18 protein-coding genes, 1 pseudogene and 1 riboswitch are annotated in these 17,663 nt (G+C 71.9%); of the genes and pseudogenes, 10 read left to right on the top strand and 9 right to left on the bottom strand.

Annotated elements, in window-relative coordinates; all coding sequences use genetic code 11:
- Nucleotides 1–71 precede the first annotated feature (71 nt).
- The gene (locus tag ABT023_RS27555; protein ID WP_350889447.1) at nucleotides 72–848 is read right to left on the bottom strand and encodes a lysophospholipid acyltransferase family protein; all 777 of its coding nucleotides are present in this window, start codon (nucleotides 846–848) and stop codon (nucleotides 72–74) included.
- A gap of 185 nt (nucleotides 849–1,033) precedes the next feature.
- Here ABT023_RS27555 and ABT023_RS27550 point away from each other — a divergent pair, with 185 nt between their 5' ends.
- The 3 genes from ABT023_RS27550 (at nucleotide 1,034) to ABT023_RS27540 (ending at nucleotide 4,746) form a co-directional block, all read left to right on the top strand.
- Nucleotides 1,034–2,449, top strand: coding sequence for a cytochrome ubiquinol oxidase subunit I (locus ABT023_RS27550; protein ID WP_350889445.1), 1,416 nt, complete (start codon nucleotides 1,034–1,036; stop codon nucleotides 2,447–2,449).
- Nucleotides 2,450–2,462: 13 nt separating this feature from the next.
- Nucleotides 2,463–3,461: a cytochrome d ubiquinol oxidase subunit II gene (gene cydB / locus ABT023_RS27545; RefSeq protein ID WP_350889443.1), complete on the top strand. Its 999-nt coding sequence runs from the start codon at nucleotides 2,463–2,465 to the stop codon at nucleotides 3,459–3,461.
- A gap of 118 nt (nucleotides 3,462–3,579) precedes the next feature.
- A complete protein-coding gene (locus ABT023_RS27540) occupies nucleotides 3,580–4,746 on the top strand; it encodes a GNAT family N-acetyltransferase (RefSeq protein WP_350889449.1) in 1,167 nt (388 codons plus the stop codon).
- Nucleotides 4,747–4,816: 70 nt separating this feature from the next.
- On the opposite strand, the gene ABT023_RS27535 is transcribed toward ABT023_RS27540, so the two are convergent.
- Both ABT023_RS27535 and ABT023_RS27530 read right to left on the bottom strand, forming a co-directional pair.
- A complete protein-coding gene (locus ABT023_RS27535) occupies nucleotides 4,817–5,506 on the bottom strand; it encodes a hypothetical protein (protein WP_350889441.1) in 690 nt (229 codons plus the stop codon).
- A gap of 67 nt (nucleotides 5,507–5,573) precedes the next feature.
- On the bottom strand, nucleotides 5,574–6,035 hold the full coding sequence (locus ABT023_RS27530) for a peroxiredoxin (RefSeq protein ID WP_350889440.1): 462 nt from the start codon (nucleotides 6,033–6,035) through the stop codon (nucleotides 5,574–5,576).
- 120 nt (nucleotides 6,036–6,155) lie between these two features.
- On the opposite strand from ABT023_RS27530, the gene ABT023_RS27525 reads away from it, so the two are divergent.
- Nucleotides 6,156–6,884, top strand: a complete 729-nt coding sequence (locus ABT023_RS27525) for an SDR family NAD(P)-dependent oxidoreductase (RefSeq protein ID WP_350889438.1) — start codon at nucleotides 6,156–6,158, stop codon at nucleotides 6,882–6,884.
- Between the two features lie 254 nt (nucleotides 6,885–7,138).
- On the opposite strand, the gene ABT023_RS27520 is transcribed toward ABT023_RS27525, so the two are convergent.
- Nucleotides 7,139–7,261 carry an MFS transporter small subunit gene (locus tag ABT023_RS27520; protein ID WP_350889437.1) on the bottom strand — a complete coding sequence of 41 codons (123 nt, stop codon included), beginning with the start codon at nucleotides 7,259–7,261 and terminating at the stop codon, nucleotides 7,139–7,141.
- Complete coding sequence (locus ABT023_RS27515; protein ID WP_350889435.1) at nucleotides 7,258–8,661, bottom strand: OFA family MFS transporter; 1,404 nt, start codon at nucleotides 8,659–8,661, stop codon at nucleotides 7,258–7,260. Before ABT023_RS27515 ends, ABT023_RS27520 begins: the two co-directional genes overlap by 4 nt.
- Before the next feature lie 751 nt (nucleotides 8,662–9,412).
- Between ABT023_RS27515 and ABT023_RS27510 the strand changes: the two genes are divergently transcribed.
- Nucleotides 9,413–10,423 carry a tyrosine-type recombinase/integrase gene (locus ABT023_RS27510; RefSeq protein ID WP_350889434.1) on the top strand — a complete coding sequence of 337 codons (1,011 nt, stop codon included), beginning with the start codon at nucleotides 9,413–9,415 and terminating at the stop codon, nucleotides 10,421–10,423.
- An 18-nt stretch (nucleotides 10,424–10,441) separates the two neighbouring features.
- Nucleotides 10,442–10,525: riboswitch (ZMP/ZTP riboswitch) on the top strand.
- A gap of 14 nt (nucleotides 10,526–10,539) precedes the next feature.
- Nucleotides 10,540–11,253 (top strand): bifunctional 5,10-methylenetetrahydrofolate dehydrogenase/5,10-methenyltetrahydrofolate cyclohydrolase, encoded by a 714-nt coding sequence (locus ABT023_RS27505; protein ID WP_350889433.1) that lies wholly within the window; start codon nucleotides 10,540–10,542, stop codon nucleotides 11,251–11,253.
- Between the two features lie 146 nt (nucleotides 11,254–11,399).
- On the opposite strand, the gene ABT023_RS27500 is transcribed toward ABT023_RS27505, so the two are convergent.
- On the bottom strand, nucleotides 11,400–12,221 hold the full coding sequence (locus ABT023_RS27500; protein WP_350889431.1) for an endonuclease/exonuclease/phosphatase family protein: 822 nt from the start codon (nucleotides 12,219–12,221) through the stop codon (nucleotides 11,400–11,402).
- Between the two features lie 213 nt (nucleotides 12,222–12,434).
- Between ABT023_RS27500 and ABT023_RS27495 the strand changes: the two are divergent.
- Nucleotides 12,435–13,209 (top strand): annotated as a pseudogene (locus ABT023_RS27495) (sulfite exporter TauE/SafE family protein).
- A gap of 43 nt (nucleotides 13,210–13,252) precedes the next feature.
- Here ABT023_RS27495 and ABT023_RS27490 read toward each other — a convergent pair.
- Nucleotides 13,253–13,867 carry a malonic semialdehyde reductase gene (locus ABT023_RS27490; RefSeq protein ID WP_350889430.1) on the bottom strand — a complete coding sequence of 205 codons (615 nt, stop codon included), beginning with the start codon at nucleotides 13,865–13,867 and terminating at the stop codon, nucleotides 13,253–13,255.
- Between the two features lie 98 nt (nucleotides 13,868–13,965).
- Here ABT023_RS27490 and ABT023_RS27485 point away from each other — a divergent pair, with 98 nt between their 5' ends.
- The 3 genes from ABT023_RS27485 to ABT023_RS27475 all read left to right on the top strand — a co-directional run bounded on the left by ABT023_RS27485 (nucleotide 13,966) and on the right by ABT023_RS27475 (nucleotide 16,159).
- Nucleotides 13,966–14,322: a winged helix-turn-helix transcriptional regulator gene (locus ABT023_RS27485; RefSeq protein WP_350889429.1), complete on the top strand. Its 357-nt coding sequence runs from the start codon at nucleotides 13,966–13,968 to the stop codon at nucleotides 14,320–14,322.
- A 36-nt stretch (nucleotides 14,323–14,358) separates the two neighbouring features.
- A complete protein-coding gene (locus tag ABT023_RS27480; RefSeq protein WP_350889428.1) occupies nucleotides 14,359–15,141 on the top strand; it encodes a GNAT family N-acetyltransferase in 783 nt (260 codons plus the stop codon).
- A gap of 250 nt (nucleotides 15,142–15,391) precedes the next feature.
- Nucleotides 15,392–16,159, top strand: a complete 768-nt coding sequence (locus ABT023_RS27475) for a lysylphosphatidylglycerol synthase domain-containing protein (protein ID WP_350889426.1) — start codon at nucleotides 15,392–15,394, stop codon at nucleotides 16,157–16,159.
- Between the two features lie 71 nt (nucleotides 16,160–16,230).
- On the opposite strand, the gene ABT023_RS27470 is transcribed toward ABT023_RS27475, so the two are convergent.
- On the bottom strand, nucleotides 16,231–16,740 hold the full coding sequence (locus ABT023_RS27470) for a peptide deformylase (RefSeq protein WP_350889425.1): 510 nt from the start codon (nucleotides 16,738–16,740) through the stop codon (nucleotides 16,231–16,233).
- The coding region (locus tag ABT023_RS27465; protein ID WP_350889424.1) for a chorismate-binding protein at nucleotides 16,737–17,663 on the bottom strand (927 nt) is incomplete at its 5' end. The genes ABT023_RS27465 and ABT023_RS27470, both read right to left, overlap by 4 nt.

Here is a 17,663-nt window from a genome sequence, read left to right as displayed (position 1 = left end):
GGCGGGGCCCCCGGCCGGGAATGACCCGCCGCCGCCTCCGGCCGTGGCCCCTCGCCGGCCGCTTCTTCCCGTCAGGGCCGCGGGCCACGCCGGTGGGAGCGGCTGGTGTCGCTGGGGCGGCCCGGGTCGACGTGCCGGGGCCGGTCGGGCTCGTCGGGGCGCAACGGGACCAGGCTGTCGGTGATCGCGTCGATGATCCGGTCGGTGGCCCGCGCCGCCGCGCCCGGGGCCGCGGGGTCGATGCCGGTCAGGTCCACGGGCGCCCCGAAGCGCACCCTGAGCACCGGGCGGCGAACCACCGCCCGGGCGACGGCGCGCAGCATGCCCTTCGGAGCCCGGTAGGGCAGCACCTCGTGGGAGCCCCACTGCGCGACGGGCACCACGGGGGCACCGCAGGCGAAGGCGAGCCGGGCGGTACCGGTCTTGCCGCGTTCGGGCCACAGGCCGGGGTCCAGGCCGATGCGGCCCTCCGGGTAGACCAGGATCACCGACCCGTCGGCCACTGCCCTGGCCGCGTCGTCGAGGGCCCGGTGCACGGCGTCGGTGCCCCGGTCCACGCGCAGGTGCCCGGCGCGGCGCATCGCGGCCCCGACGAGCGGGGTGCGGAACAGGCCGCCGGTGGCCATGATCCGGGGGGCGACGCCGCGGGCGCGGCAGGCGGCGGCGAGGACCACCGGGTCGAACGGGCTGAGGTGGTTGGCGGCCAGGATCAGCGGGCCGCGGCGTAGCCGGTCGGGCACGTCGCCGGTGACTTCGAGGCGGGCCAGGGCGCCGACGAGGGCGCGGGCGAACAGTTGGGCGCCGCGCCAGAGCAGGGGCGGCCGCCAGGGGCCGGTCGGGGTGTCCATCAGCGCTCGATGGTCGCATGCCGCCGCCACAGCCGGGGAACCGCCGCCCCGGGGCGGGTCGAGCGGCAGTGGTGATCGAGGTCATTGGTCCCGGGCGGGCTCGGGACCTCCGCCCCTGCCGACTTCCCTACGACACCCAGTAGTATCTACTACGTCTCGTAGTATGAAAGGCTGGGGGTTATCAGGTGGACGCGTTGGACGTCGCCCGTTGGCAGTTCGGTGTCACCACCGTCTACCACTTCCTGTTCGTGCCGCTGACCATCGGCCTGTCCGTGCTCGTCGCCATCCTGCAGACCCTGTGGCACCGCACCGGCAACGAGCGCTACCTCAAACTCACCAAGTTCTACGGCAAGCTCTTCCTGATCAACTTCGCGATGGGTGTGGTCACCGGCATCGTGCAGGAATTCCAGTTCGGCATGAACTGGAGCGACTACTCCCGCTTCGTCGGCGACATCTTCGGCGCCCCCCTGGCCATCGAGGCCCTCGTCGCCTTCTTCCTCGAATCCACCTTCATCGGCCTGTGGATCTTCGGCTGGGACCGGCTGCCCAAACGCCTGCACCTGGCCGCCATCTGGGCCGCCGCCATCGGCACCAACCTCAGCGCCTACTTCATCCTTGCCGCGAACTCCTTCATGCAGAACCCCGTCGGCTACCGCATCAACCCCGACACCGGCCGAGCCGAGCTGACCGACTTCCTCGCCGTGCTCACCAACAAGGTCGCCCTCATCACCTTCCCGCACACCCTCGCCGGAGCGTTCCTCGTCGCCGGGTCCCTCGTCGTCTCCGTCGGCCTGTACCACGTCATCCGCCACCGCGACAGCGCCGACACCGGCGCCTACCGCTTCGCCACCAAGTTCGGCTCCTGGGTCGTGTTGATCTCCTCGGCGCTCGTGCTCATCACCGGCGACATCCAGGGCAAGATCATGACCCAGGTGCAGCCGATGAAGATGGCCGCCGCCGAGGGCCTCTACACCACCGAGAGCCCCGCCTCCTTCTCCGTACTCACCATCGGCAGCCTCGACGGCAGCCGCGAGGTCTTCGCCCTCAAGATCCCCTACCTGCTGTCCTACCTCGGCACCGGCGACCCCAACGGCATCGTCCACGGCATCGACGACCTACAGGCCCAGTACGCCAGCCAGTACGGCGCCGGCAGCTACACCCCGATCATCCCGGTCACCTACTGGAGCTTCCGCTTCATGATCGCCTTCGGGCTCGCCGCCGCCGCGATCGCCCTGCTCGTCCTCTGGACACAGCGCAAGGGCCGCACCCCCACCAGCAAGTGGCTCCTGCGCGCCGGCCTCGTCATGCCGCTGCTGCCCCTCGCCGCGAACTCCTTCGGCTGGATCTTCACCGAAATGGGCCGCCAACCCTGGATCGTCTTCGGCGAGATGCTCACCCGCGACGGCGTGTCCCGCAGCGTCTCCCTCACCGAGGTCCTCACCTCCTTCACCGCCTTCACCCTCATCTACGCCATCCTCGCCGTCATCGAGGTCAAACTCCTGCTCCGCTACGCCAAAGCCGGCGTACCCGACCTCACCGACACCCCCGAAATCGACGACAGCCACGACGACACCGAGCGCCCGCTCGCGTTCGCCTACTGACCCGGAGCCCACCGTGGAACTGACGACCATCTGGTTTCTCCTCGTCGCCGTGCTGTTCACCGGCTACTTCATCCTCGAAGGCTTCGACTTCGGCGTCGGCATGCTGCTACCCGTCCTCGGCCGCGACGACCGCGAACGCCGCGTCCTGATTAACACCATCGGCCCCGTCTGGGACGGCAACGAGGTCTGGCTCATCACCGCCGGCGGTGCCATGTTCGCCGCCTTCCCCGAGTGGTACGCCACCCTCTTCTCCGGCTTCTACCTGCCGCTGCTGCTGATCCTGCTGGCCCTGATCATCCGCGGCGTCGCCTTCGAATACCGGCACAAGCGACCCGAAGCCTCCTGGAAACGCCGCTGGGACACGGCGATCTTCGTCGGCTCCCTGGTGCCGGCGGTGCTGTGGGGCGTGGCGTTCGCCAACATCGTGCGCGGCGTCCCCCTGGACGCCGACCACGAGTACGTCGGCGGCCTGCTCAACCTCCTCAACCCGTACGCCCTGCTCGGCGGCGCCACCACCGCCGCCCTGTTCCTCACCCACGGCGCCGTGTTCATCGCGCTCAAGACCGTCGGCGACGTCCGCGAACGCGCCGGCAAGCTCGCGGTACGCCTGGGCATCGCCACCGCCGTGCTCGCGGTGGCGTTCCTGAGCTGGACGTTGACCATCCGCTCCAGCGCGGCCGCCGTCGTCTTCGCCGTCGGCGCGGCGCTGGCCCTGCTCGGCGGCCTCGCCGCCGCCCACGTACGCCGCGAGGGCTGGGCGTTCACCGGCACCGCCGTGGCAATCGCGCTGGCCGTGGCGACGCTGTTCGCGGCGCTGTTCCCGAACGTGCTGCCCTCCACCCTCGACGCCGCCGGCACGCTCACCGCCACCAACGCCGCCTCCACCCCCTACACCCTGAAGATCATGACCTGGGTGGCGGTCGTGTTCACCCCCATCGTCCTGGCCTACCAGGGCTGGACCTACTGGGTGTTCCGCAAGCGCATCGGCGTCGCCCACATCCCGCACCACTGACCACCGACAAACGGCAAGGGGCCGGCGCGATAACCGCACCGGCCCCTGCCGCGCACCCCGAACAACAAAACCCAGGCAGGCACACCCACACCGCCGCTACCGTCACCCGATGCCCACCATCGACGTCCGGGAACTCACCCCCGACGACCTCACCGCCGCCTGGACCCTCGGCCGCCACGCCTTCGGGTCAGACCCCACCCGACCACCACCAACCGCCACCCCACCCGGCCTCACCCGCTACGGCGCCTTCGACCCCACCGGCCAACTCCTCGGCAAAGCCGTCGACCTGCACCACGACCAGTGGTGGAACGGCCGCCCCGTGACCGCCGCCGACGTGGCCGGCGTCGCCGTCACCCCCGCAGCCCGCGGCCGAGGCGTCGCCCGCGCCCTGCTCACCGGCCTCCTACGCGGCGCACACGACCGCGGCGCCGCCGTCAGCGCACTGTTCCCCACCACCACCGCCCCCTACCGCGCCTGCGGCTGGGAAGTCGCCGGCGCCCTACGCACCATCGACCTGTCCACCGCCGCACTACCCCGACACCCACCCGCACCCCACCTCACCGTCCGCGACGGCGGCCCCACCGACCTACCCGCCATCACCGACCTGTACGAAACCGTCACCCGCCACCGCCGCGGCCTGCTCACCCGCCGCGGCCCCCTGTACGACCACCCCACCGACACCCTGCCCACCGACGGACTCACCCTCGTCGAACACGACGGCCACCTCGTCGGCTACGCCACCTGGGACCGCGGCCGAGGCTACGGCCCCGACGCCGTCCTCACCGTCAACAACGCCCTCGCCACCACCGCCGACGCCGCCCGCGAACTCATCCGCACCCTCGCCACCTGGGCCAGCGTCACCCCCACCCTGCGACTCAACCTCCTCGACGGCGACGCAATCACCGCCCACCTCCCCGTCGAAGCCACCCGCGAACACCACCAAAACACCTGGATGCACCGACCCGTCGACGTCACCCGCGCCATCACCCAACGCGGCTGGCCCACCCACGCCCACGGCACCGTCACCTTCACCCTCCACGACCACCTCGCCGACTGGAACACCGGCACCTGGCGCCTCGACGTCGCCGACGGCACCGCCGAACTGCACCGCACCACCACCGACACCCCCCTGCACCTGACCGTCCGAGGCTTCGCCCAGCTCTACACCGGCACCACCGACGCCGAAACCCTCCGACACACCGGCCAACTGCACACCACCGCCGACCCCCGCCCACTCGACCTGCTCGCCGCCGCCGGCCCCGCCCACCTGCACGACTACTTCTGAACCCCCGACACGCCCCCGCCCCCCGCCGCACACGGCGACGGAGGGCGGGGGACAGGCACACCAGGCGCGATCAACCCGCCTCGCGCAACTCCGCCAACCGCGCCTCGATCTCCGCCAGCTCCGCCCGCAGCCTCCCCGCCTGCTGCTCCGCCTCAGCCCGCTCCGCAGCCAGGATCTGCTCCACCGCCTCCTGCACCCCCGGAACATCCACCAACACCACCATCCGCAACGCCTCCGCCGGCTTCACCACATACGGCTTCGCCAACGACTTCGAACCCTGCTGCGCCGCCACCGTCCACTCACCGTCCGCGTACGCCAACGTCACCGTCAACCCCGCCGGACCCTTCGGCTTCACCGCCTTCACCGCCCGCCGCGCCGGCTTCGCCTCCACCTGCTGCTGCTCCACCTTCGGCTCCTCCCGCCGCGCCACCGGCACCCGCGGCGTGTCCAACACGAACTCCGGCTCCGCCGCAGGCGGAACCGGCTCAGGCTCCGCCTTCACCTCCACCACCCGACGGCCCGCCCCCCGCGGCGCCACCGCCACATCAGCGGGGGAGAAGGGCAACTCGTCCCGACCGAACCGCACCACCACGAACTCGTCGGACACCGACGGATCGGTCAACTCCACCACCTGGCCCACCTGACCGGCGATCTGACCCGCCGACGACGTGAACACCACCTTCGGCTTCCGGCCGGCCGCCAACGCCTCCCGGATGCTCTGCACCTCGTCAGTAGACAAACCCTGGCCCGCGGCAACCATCACAACCCTCTTCCGTACACCTGTCTGATTCCTGCCTTGATACCAGCCCGCTGCGACACCCCGAAGATCAGCCCCCCAACGCCCGCAACGCCCGATCCGCATGCTCGTTCATCCCCAACTCGCTGTGCACCACCTCCACCACCCGCCGGTCGGACCCGATCACAAACGTCATCCGCCGCGAACCCAACGGCCCCAACGGCACCCGCCGCAACACCCCCAACCGCCGCGCCACCACACCATCCACATCCGACAACAACGGATAGTCGAACCCGTGCAACCGGGAGAACTCCGCCTGCTTCTCCACCGCGTCCCGACTGATCCCCACCCGAGACGCGCCCACCGCCGCGAACTCCGCCGCCAGATCCCGGAAGTGACAGCTCTCCGCCGTGCACCCCCGCGTCATCGCCGCCGGATAGAAGAACAACACCACCGGCCCCACCGCCAAGAACTCCGACAACCGCCGCAGCGTCCCCGTCTCGTCCGGCAACTCGAAATCCTCGACCAGGTCACCAACCCGCACACCCGACACCCGCACACCTCCACTAGTCGACGCCGGCAGCGTAAGCGATCACCGGTGTGACCACGCTCTCCACCAACACCCACCACCCACACCTGTACCGTCACCACCAGCACCCGGGGGAGGAACACATTGAATCCCGTCACCATCATCACCGGCGGCAGCCGCGGCATCGGCGCCGCCACCGCCCGCCGCCTCGCCCACCACGGCCACCACGTCGCCATCGGCTACCGCCGCGACCACCACGCCGCCGACACCGTCGTCGCCGACATCCGCGTCACCGGCCGCCACGCAGTCGCCGTCCCCGCCGACACCACCGACCCCGACGCCATCACCCGCCTCTTCGACGCCGCCGCCGACCTCGGCCCCCTCACCGGCCTCGTCAACAACGCCGGCGTCACCAGCCCCATCGGCCCCTTCACCGAACTACGCGCCGACGACCTGCGCCACGTCGTCGACGTCAACCTCATCGGGTACGTCCTCTGCGCCCAACAAGCCGCCCGCCGCCTCACCCGAGGCGGCGCCATCGTCAACGTCTCCTCCGCCGCCGCCACCCTCGGCAGCCCGGGGGAGTACATCCACTACGCCGCCGTCAAAGCCGCCACCGACACCCTCACCGTCGGCCTGGCCAAGGAACTCGCCCCCCACGGCATCCGCGTCAACGGCGTCGCCCCCGGCATCATCCGCACCGACCTGCACGCACTCTCCGGCGCACCCGACCGCGCCGACACCGCCGCCGACCGCATCCCACTCGGCCGCGCCGGCGAACCCGACGAGATCGCCGCCGCCATCGCCTGGCTCCTCAGCCCCGACGCCAGCTACACCACCGGAACCGTCCTACGCGTCTCCGGCGGCCTCTGACGCGGACATGCCCGACGGCAGCCGGCTGTCCCACGTCGACGCTCAGATCAAGGCGCAGATCCTCGACCAATCGGCCGACATCGCTGCCCTGGACCGGCGGTCGGCGCGCATCACCGACGAGGCCCTGCCGCGGGCGCAGTCTCCGGACCTCATCAGGAAAGCGCGCGATGGCGGCACCCTGACCTTCTCGCCGTGCGCTCCAACACCTCGGCAGCCGCCCCGGTCACCACGTACGTACCCAGGTCGGTGCCCCCTCAGCCCGTAAACAACTTCGCCGCCGTCAGCACCGTCTGCACCACCCCGTACCCCAGCAGCGCACCCACCAGCAACCAGGAGATCCACAACCGGCCGGTCTGCCCGGACGAACCGTTGCTCATCGCGCTATCCCTCCCTGCACCCCGCCCGAACCGACGGGCGCCGGCTCGTGGAACCGCTCCGGCACCGGCCGCACCAGCAGGTTCGCCACGAACCCCACCGCCAGCACCCCCACCATCGTCAACAGCGCCGGCCGGTACCCCGCCGCCGTCAGCGTCCCCGGCGCACCCTTCGCGTCGAGGAACCCGTTGATGATCAACGGCCCGGCGACCCCCGCCGCCGACCACGCCGTCAACACCCGGCCGTGGATCGCCCCCACCTGGTACGTGCCGAACAGGTCCCGCAGGTACGCCGGCATCGTGGCGAACCCACCCCCGTAGAACGACACGATCACGCACGCCAACAACACGAACAGCGCCGTCGCCACCTGCCCGAACAACGCCAGCAGCAGGTACAACACCATCCCCACACCCAGGTACAGCACGTACACCGGCTTACGGCCGATCATGTCCGACGCCGACGACCACACGAACCGGCCACCCATGTTGAACAGCGACAGCAGCCCCACGAAACCGCCCGCCGCCGCCACCGACACCGCCGACGCGCCCTCCTCACGGAAGAAGTCCTGGATCATCGGACTCGCCTGCTCCAGGATCCCGATCCCGGCCGTCACGTTGCAGAACAACACCACCCACAGCAACCAGAACTGCCGCGTCCGCACCGCGTTCGCCGCCGACACGCTCGCCGTGGTCACCATCGGCCTCGCCGTCGTGCGCGCGGGTTCGAACCCCGCCGGCCGCCAGTCCGCCGCCGGCACCCGAACGTTCGCCACCCCGAACATCATGATCACGAAGTAGCCGACGCCCAGCGTCACGAACAGCCACACCAGCGCCGTCCCCGACGCCGTCGCGCCCGCGACGGCGTCCGGGTCGTAGCCCGAATCGTAGAGCGACAACAGCTGCCGGGACAGGGGAGAGGCCACCATCGCGCCACCCCCGAACCCCATGATCGCCAAGCCGGTAGCCAGGCCCGGCCGGTCCGGAAACCACTTGATCAACGTCGACACGGGGGAGATGTAGCCGATTCCCAACCCGATCCCGCCCAGAAGCCCGTACCCCACGTACAGCAGCCACAGCTGACCCGTCGCGATCCCTACCGCACCGACGAGGAACCCCGCCGCCCAGAAGCACGCCGAGACGAACATCGCCTTACGCGGACCGTTGCGCTCCACCCACGTACCGGCCACCGCCGCCGACAACCCCAGCATCACGATCGCGATGCTGAAGATCACCCCGATCGCCGTCTGGCTCGCGTCGAAGTGGGCGATCAGCGAGTTCTTGTACACGCTGGTTGCGTAGACCTGTCCGATGCACAGGTGGATCGCCAACGCGGCCGGCGGAATCAGCCAACGGCTGTACCCGGGCGGCGCGACGGTGTGCCGACGGTCGAGTGCGGAAAGCATGCTGCCTTCTTCCCGAAAGTCAACGAAAGACTCTCCCGAGCGCCCGCCCGCCTCACCCCGGTGATCATGAAGTTATTGCCATGAATCTCGGGCGTGTCGTGGCAACAACTTCATGATCACCGGGGTGAGGCGGGGCCAGGGTGAGAACGTCAGTGGACATGCGGCCCCAACTTCCGCGGACGGGCTGCCTGAGTAGCGCGGGTTGGCGCGGCTGGTACGCGGCGCAGCCGCGCGAGTCGACAGTTGACGGGGAACGTGGAGATCACCTGGCGATGCAACGGGCAGGAGCGCGTGGCTGGGCGGGAGTTTTGGCAGTTCACGGCTTCCCGTGCGTGATTCGATAATGTACATTATGTCAAGTAGATCATTCGGGGCCTCTCCCGCAGGAGTGGCAGCCGGCAGGACCGCCTCCTCCGGGGCCCGCCGCCCACGCCCATCCCCGACGGGAACTCCACCCCTCAAGCAACCCCACGCCCGTACCCCCAGCACCCACCACCGCCTCCCGACCCAGGCCCTCTCGATCCACAGTCCGCATCAGCCCTCCACCGGTTGGCTGTTGCAGGCGGCTCCCATCTTCGGCCGGCGATCAGATCAAGAGGTTCGCGTCCGGTTCTGACCTGTTCCCACGCAAGCCCCTTGATCGCCGCCGAAGACGGGAGCGGGATCGGGTGATGCTGGCCCGGGGTTGTCGCGTCGCGGCTTCGCTCCCCTGGGGTCGCCGGTAACCCGAGAATCATGCATAATATCCCTTATGCATGACAAACAGGACGAATCGGTACGGTCGTTGATCGAGGAGTTCCTGACCGCCCGGGCCACGCGCAAGCCCTCCCCTCACACGCTGGAGGCGTACCGGCGGGATCTGTGCGCGGTGGCGGCCCTGGCCGGCGAGGCCCTCGTCCCTCCCCTGCCGTCGGACGCGCTTCCGGTCACCGGCCTCTCCCCCAGGGTCCTGAGGGCGGCGTTCGCCCGGTTCGCCGCCCCCCGGGCCGTCGCCTCCGTTCATCGCGCCTGGTCGACGTGGAACAGCTTCTTCTCGTTCCTGGTCGCCGAGGGGGTGGTGGCGGGCAACCCGATGCCGGCGGTGGACCGACCCCGTGCTCCGCTCCCCCGGCCCAAGCCGCTGCGCGGTGAGGACACCCCGGAGCAGTTGCTCGCCGCGGTGTCCCGGGAGGACGACCGGCAGCGTGACCCGTGGCCGGAGCGGGACGTGGCGGTGTTGGCGTTGGCGCTGTGTGCGGGGCTGCGCCTGTCGGAGTTGCTGGCGTTGCGGGTCGCGTCGCTGGCGGGGCGGCCCGGTGAGCGGCGGGTCGACGTGATCGGCAAGGGCGGCCGGCCGAGGGTGGTGCCGATCGAGCCGGAGCTGGACCGGGTGGTGGTGGCGTACCTGGACAGTCGGGCTCGGCGGTTCGGGTCGCGGTCGGTGCGGCCGGATTCGCCGCTGCTGCTGGACCGACGGGGTGAGCCGCTGCGCCGGGGCGGCCTGCAGTACCTGGTGGAGTCCTGTTACCGGCGGGCCGGGGTGGTCGATCGGGTGCCGCGGGGGGCGCAGTTGCACGCGTTGCGGCACACGTTCGCGACCCGGTTGGCGGAGGACGGGGCGAGCGCGGCGGAGATCATGCGGTTGCTGGGGCACGCGTCGTTGGCGTCGTCGCAGACGTACATCGAGGTGACGGCGGGTCAGCAGCGGGCGGCGGTGCGGTCCAACCGCACCAACCGGGCGTTGGTGGGGTTGGTGCGGGTGCAGGAGGGCGCGGCGGGGTGACCGAGGGTGTGGCAGGGTGCAGGGGTACGCGACTGGCGGCATCGGGGATGGGATCGACCATCGGGGAGCTCGCCGTGGGGGTCGTCCGCCTGGGCTCCTGCGGGCGGGGTGGTGCCATGCCTTCTTCTGGGGTTTCTTCGGGCGCGGCGCGGTTGTTGCCGGGTGGGCCGGTGGCGCAGCAGGTGCTGGGTGAGGTGGCGGCGGAGGTCGCGGCGTTGCGGGCGGTGGGGGTGACGCCGTCGTTGGCGACGGTGTTGGTGGGCGACGACGACGCGAGTGCCGGGTACATCCGGATCAAGCAGCGGCAGGCGGATCCGGACAAGGACGTCGACGGGATGCATCCGGTGAACATGGGCCGGTTGGCGTTGGGGTTGCCGGGTCCGTTGCCGTGCACTCCTGCGGGGATCGAGGCGTTGTTGGCGTTCCATGGGGTGCCGGTGGCGGGTCGTGAGGTGGTGGTTCTGGGCCGGGGTGCGACGTTGGGGCGGCCGTTGGCGATGTTGTTGGCGCAGAAGCGGCCGACGGCGAATGCGGCGGTGACGGTGGTGCACACGGGGGTGGCGGACTGGCCGCGGTATACGCGGCGGGCGGAGATCCTGGTGGCGGCGGCGGGGGTGCCGGGGATCGTGCGGCCGGAGCATGTGCGGCCGGGTGCGGTGGTGGTTGGTGGTGGGGTGCGGTATGAGGGTCGGCGGTTGTTGCCGGATGTGGATGAGTCGTGTGCGCGGGTGGCGGGGGCGATCACGCCGCGGGTGGGTGGGGTGGGGCCGACGACGGTGGCGATGTTGTTCCGTAATGCGGTGGTGGCGGCGGCGCGGGCGGTCGGGTAGGTGTGGTGGTCGGGCCGGTCGGGGGAGCTGACCGGCCCGACGGCTGCGGTCAGCGGCGTTGGCCGCGCAGTGGGGTGGTCACGACGTAGATCCGTCTGTCGCGGAGTGTTTCGGGCGTGTATCGGAGGGCCGGCCGTGTGGGGACGTCAGCGGCGCTGGTCCGGAAGCGGGGGTGCTTGCCGTGGACGGGCGTGCCCGGGGTGTCGGCCGAGGTCGACGACGAGGGGGCGGTGGTCGGAGATGGTGGTGGCGGGGGTGGTGACTGCGGTGACGGGTGGGAGGCGGTGGCGTTGGTGGGGGTCGGCGAGGATGTGGTCGAGTTGGACGCGGGGGCGGGCGGCGGGGTAGGTGGGGCGGCGGCCGAGTGGGGTCCAGCCGGAGATGAGTCGGGCGGGGCCGGCGGGGAGGTTGAGGTCGCCGAGGAGGATGCGGGGGGCGGGTAGGGCGTGGATGGTCTGGCGGAGTTGGTGGGCGTTCCAGCCGGGGACGAAGGACAGGTGGGTGGCGGCGACGGTGATGTCGCCGTGGGGGGTGTCGAGGACGGCGGCGAGGACGACGCGGGGTTCGTCTTCGAGGAGGGTGAGGCCGTGGCCGGGTATGTAGACGGGTGCGCGGACGGGGGCGGGTTTGAGGCGGGTGACCTGCCAGGTGCGTACGGGGTGGCGGGTGATCAGGCCGATGCCGTAGCAGGGTTCGCCGTGTCCGTCGTCGTCGTGGTGGAGGGGGCGGAAGTGTTCGCCGGGGGTGCCGACGAGGGCGGCGGCGAAGCGGTGTTGGGGGGCGTTGAGTGCGCGGGCGGCGATGGCGGTGAGGTCGAGGTTGCCGCTGCGGGTCTGGTTGCGGTCGACTTCCTGCAGGGCGAGGACGTCGGCGTCGAGTGTGGTGAGGGCGGCGGTGAGCCGGTCGGGGTCGACGAGTCCGTCGGTGAGGGATCGGCCGTGGAGCAGGTTGAAGGTGGCCAGGCGCACGTTTTGCACCCTACGTGGGTGGTGGGAGGGTTGGCGGATGCTGAAGGTGTTGGTGTGTTCGATGGTGGTGTTCGTGGCGGTGGGTTTTGTGGGGGTGTGGTTGCGGCGTCGGCGTGGGCGGTGACGCGTTCGGGTCGGTGGTGAGGCGGGACACTCGGGTTGTCGGCGGGTGGGGTGGCGTGGGGTGGGGTGGGGTGGGCAGAATGGCCGGCCGTGGATGCTGCGTCGTTGACTGCCCTGCTCGCTGTGGCTGCGTTGGCCGGTTGGGTCGATGCGGTGGTGGGTGGTGGTGGGTTGTTGTTGTTGCCGGCGTTGTTGGTGGCGGCGCCGGGGGTGCCGGTGGCGACGGCGTTGGGGACGAACAAGTTGGCGGCGATTGCGGGCACTGCGACGGCGGCGGTGACGTATGCGCGGCGGACGAGGCTGGACTGGCAGGTGGCGGGTCCGGCGGCGGGTCTGGCGGTGGTGACGGCGGGGGTGGGTGCGGCGTTGGCGGGGGTGGTGCCGGCATCGGCGTATCGGCCGGTGGTGTTGGTGGTGTTGGTGGTGGTGGCGGTGTTTGTGGTGGCGCGGCCGCGGTTGGGGGTGGTGGCGGTGCCGCGGCGGCGGACCCGGGGGCGGGTGGTGGCGGCTGTCGCGGTGGCGGGGGTGGGTGTTGCGGCGTACGACGGGTTGATCGGCCCGGGGACGGGGACGTTCCTGGTGGTGGCGTTCACGGTGTTGGTGGGGGCGGATTTTGTGGGTGGGTCGGCGATGGCGAAGGTGGTGAACGTGGGCACGAATCTGGGGGCGTTGGTGGTGTTCGCGGCGACGGGTCACGTGTGGTGGTTGTTGGGTGCGGCGATGGCGGTGTGCAACGTGGCGGGGGCTGCGGTGGGGGCGCGGATGGCGTTGCGGCGGGGGGGCGGGGTTCGTGCGGGTGGTGTTGTTGTTGGTGGTGGTGGCGTTGGTGGTGAAGTTGGGTCATGACCAGTGGGTGGGGCGGTGAGGTGCCGGCCGGTGCGGGTCGCGCGCCGGCCGGCCGGGGTGGGTCAGGCGTGGCGGACGATGTCGTCGTAGTCGAGGCGGGGCAGGCGGGGGAACCAGGCGTCGGGGCCGGGCTTGCCGAGGTTCACCACGAGCAGGGAGCGCCAGGTGGTGTCGGCGAACAGGTCGCGGTCGACGGCGGCGGCGTCGAAGCCGGCCATGGGGCCGGCGGCGAGGCCGGCGGCGCGGACGGCCAGCAGCCAGTAGCCGATCTGGAGGGTGGCGTTGAAGCGGGCCATGCCTTCGCGGGCGGCGGCGTCGGCGGCGAGTCCGTCGCGCATCTCGGGGCGGATGGGGAAGACGCGGGGGATGAATTCGTGGAAGTCGGTGTCGGCGGCGAGGACGGCTACGACGGGGGCGGTGGCGGTTTTGGCGCGGTTGCCTTCGGACATGTGGGTGAGCAGGCGGTCGCGGGTTTCGCCGGGGCGGGTGTAGAGCACTCGCAGGGGCTGGGTGTTGGCGGCGGTGGGTGGGTACTTGGCGAGGTCGAAGATGGCGCGCAGTTGGGCGTCGGTGACGGGTTCGTCGGTGAAGGTGTTGGCGGTGCGGGCGTCGGTGAACAGTTGTGCTTGGGCTGCGGCGTCGAGGGTGATCAGGTTGGGTGTGACGGTGTCGGTCATGTGGGTTCCTTCTGGGGCGGGACGTTAACTGCTCCGAGGCTAGCAGCTAGTTTTTTCGAAGTTGCTTCGTCGTGGGTAACGCCACGTATCGTGGGGGCATGACGCCCCGCTCCCCCACCGGTGAGGTCCCCCGGTCCTGTGACGGGGGGCTGACGCGGGCGTTCGCGTTCCTCGGCAAGCGGTGGAACGGGGTGTTGCTGGGCACCCTGGCGCATGGGCCGGCGGGGTTCGCCGAGCTGACCCGCGCGTTGAAGGGGATCAGCGAGTCGGTGCTGTCCGACCGGCTCGGCGAGTTGGCCCGGGTGGGGCTGGTGCGCCGCACCGTGCGGCAGGGGCCGCCGCTGGGGGTGAGCTACGAGCTGACCGAGCGGGGCGCTGCGGTGTTGCCGGCGTTGGACGCTCTGGCCCGGTGGGCGCACGAGAATCTGCCCGCCGAGGAGTGTGGCCGGGCGTGAGCGGGTCATCGCGCCGGGGCATGTGATCATCGTCGGATGCCGTTGCGCGCCGAACATGACCGGGTGTTGCTGGGGCGGTTGCTGGGTCGTGACCCGGCGCTGCACGCGTACCAGTTGGGTGACCTGGACGACTTCTTCTGGCCGTACACGTCGTGGTTCCGTCGCGGGGAGCAGGTCGCGCTGCGGTACCACGCGGTGATGCCGCCGACGTTGCTGGCGTTCGCCGACGCCGCCGGCCGGGAGGAGTTGGCGGCGCTGCTGACCGACCTGGCGCCGGTGTTGCCGGCGCGTCTGTACGCGCACCTGTCCCCCGGCCTGGTGTCGGTGCTGGCGGACTGGTTCCAGGTCGCCGACGGCGGCGCGCACCGGAAGATGGCGTTGACCGACCGGGCGCGGCTGGCCGCGGTCCCCGGCGAGGGGCAGCCGTTGGGCGTGGCCGACCTGCCGGAGCTGACGCGGCTGTACGCGGCGGCGTACCCGGGGAACTGGTTCGACCCGAGGATGCTCGACACGGGCCGGTATGTGGGGGTGGGCCGCGACGGGCAGTTGGTGGCAGTGGCCGGGGTGCACGTGTACTCCCCGGCGTGGCGGGTGGCGGCGCTGGGCAACGTCACCACCCGTCCCGGGTACCGGGGGCGGGGCCTGGCGGCCGCGGCGGTGTCCGCGCTGTGCCGGCGGCTGGCCGCCGACGTCGACCACGTCACGTTGAACGTGAAGGTCGACAACGTGGCGGCGCTGCGGCTGTACGACCGGCTCGGGTTCACCCCGGTGGCCGGGTACCACGAATACACCCTCACCGCGTGCGTGGGGCCGCGGTGACGGCCCCGCCGGCGGGTCCCGCCGTGGGGTTGTGGCGGCGTCGGTGGGTGCGGCTGCTCGTCGTCGCCGTGGGGGTGCTCGGCGCGGCCGTGGTGGGTCTGCGGGGGCGGCTGCCCGACCCGCGGGAGTTCCTCGCCGCGCTGACCGGCGCCGGTTTCGGGTGGGTGGTGCTGGCGGTGCTGCTGCAGGTCGTTTCGCTGGCGGCGTTCGCGTTGCAGCAGCGGCGGTTGCTCGACGCCCTGGGGTGCGTGTGCGGCGCAGCCGGGTGGTGGCGATCAGCCTGGCCGGCACGGCGTTGTCGATCTCGCTGCCGGCCGGGGCGGCGGTGTCCACCGGGTACGCCATCCGGGAGTACGAGCGCGCCGGGGCGTCCCGTGAGGTCGCGGCGGCCTCGGCGGTGGTGTCGGGGTTGGCGTCCATCGGCGGGTTGGCTCTGCTCTACGTGGGTGGGGGTGCGGTGGTGCTCACCCGCGCCCCGGGTGGGTGGGACTGGCGTGCGCTGGCCGTCGTGGCGGTGCTCGGCGTGCTGGTCGCGCTGGTGGTGCTGGTCGGGCGTCGGCGGCCGCGTCGGCGGCCGGTCGGGGCCGCACCGGGCGCCGACGTGTCGGGGGGTGCGGTGCGTCGGCGTGCGCGGGCGTTGCTGCTCTCGGCCCGTCAGGCGTGGTGGGTGGGGGCGTCGCTGCGGGTGCGGGACTGGGTGGGGGCGGTGGGCTACGCGGCGGTGAAGTGGGCGGCTGATCTGTTGTGCCTGGCCGCTGCGGCCCAGGCGTTGCGCCTGCCGGTGGGGGTGACCGCCCTGGCGGGCATCTACCTCGGTGTGCAGATCGTCCGGCAGGTGCCGCTGACCCCTGGTGGGGTGGGTGTCATCGACACCGCTCTGGTGGCCGGGCTCACCGCCTCGGGCGCGACCGCGGTCAGCGCCGCCGCCGCGGTGCTGGTCTACCGGGTGTTGTCCTGCTGGCTGCTCATCCCGGTCGGCGGGGTCGCCGGGCTGGTACTGCGCGGCGACCGGGTCTGAGCGTCGGGGCGGCGTCGGCCGGGTGGGGGTGTGGCCGGGTCCCACCTCCCGGGCGGCGGGACCCGGTCGGGTCAGTGGCGGCGGGTGGGTGAGTCGAAGCGACCGGCGCGGATCTCCCGCAGCGCCCGCCGGCGGGTGTCCCCGCGCAGGGTGTCGACGTAGAGGCGTCCGGCGAGGTGGTCGGTCTCGTGTTGCAGGGCGCGGGCGAGGAATCCGCTGCCGGAGATGGTCAGCGGCTCGCCGTGCTGGTCGAATCCGTGGGCGGTGGCGTGCAGGGCGCGGGGGGTCGGGAAGTACAGCCCCGGGATGGACAGGCAGCCCTCGTCGTCGTCCTGGAGTTCGTCGGACAACTCCACCGTTGGGTTGATCAGGTGGCCGCGGTGGCCGGCGGCGTCGTAGACGAACACCTGGGCGGGCACGCCGATCTGCGGGGCGGCGACGCCGGCGCGGCCGGGTGCGCCGAGCAGGGTGTCCATCAGGTCGCCGACCAGGGCGCGCTGGTCGGCGTCGAAGCTGGTCACCGGCTCGCAGGCGGTGCGCAGCACCGGGTCGCCGATGATCCGGATGGGCCGCATCGTCATGGCAGCAGGCTATCGGCCCGCGAACCGGGCGCGGTGGCGAGGGCGGCGCGGACCGGCCGGGCCTTGGCGGCGGCCTCGGCGACCTCGGCGTCGGGGTCGCTGTCCCAGGTGATGCCGCCGCCGGCCCAGCCGTGCAGCAGGCGCCCGTCGGCGGCGGCGGTGCGGATGGTCAGGCCCAGGTCGATCCGGCCGGCGCCCACCCAGCCCAGCGCGCCCATGCTCGCGCCCCGGCCCACGGGTTCGCGGGCGGCGACGACGTCGAGGGCGGCCAGTTTGGGTGCGCCGGTGACCGACCCGCCGGGGCAGACCGCGCGTAGCAGGTCGGCCAGGCCCAGGCCGTCGGCGGGGGTCGCGGACACCGTCGACTCGGCCTGCCACAGGTCGCACCAGCGGCGTACGGCGAACAGTTCGTCGACGGTGACGGTGCCGGTGGCCGCGACGCGGGCCAGGTCGTTGCGTTCCAGGTCGACGATCATGATGTGTTCGGCGCGTTCCTTGGCCGAGGCGAGCAGTTCGGCGCGGCCGGCGGCGGTGGCCGGGCGGGTGCCCTTGATCGGGCGGGTGACCAGCCGGCCGCCCTCGACGGCGATCAGGGTCTCCGGGGAGGCGCAGCCGATGGCCCAGCCGGGGCCGTGCAGGGTGCCGCCGTAGCGGGCGCCGGGCAGCCGGGCCAGCCGGGCCAGGGCGGGGCGGGGGTCGCCGGTGTACGGGGCGGCGGCGTGACCGACGAGGTTGACCTGGTAGACGTCGCCGCGGCCGATCGCGGCGCGCACGGCGGTCACGGCGTCGGCGTGCTGGCGGGTGCTCCAGCTCGGGGTCCAGTCGCCGACCCGCCAGGGGCCGGCGCCCGGGGCCGGTGGGGCCGCCGTGGTGGGGGTGTGCGCGTAGACGACCACGGCCAGGTCGGGCAGGGCGGGGGCGGG

The organism is Micromonospora sp. NPDC002296 (assembly GCF_040296145.1).
Taxonomy (GTDB): Bacteria; Actinomycetota; Actinomycetes; order Mycobacteriales; family Micromonosporaceae; genus Micromonospora.
Note: the sequence above shows the minus strand (reverse complement) of the source record. Positions and strands in the feature narration are given on the sequence as shown.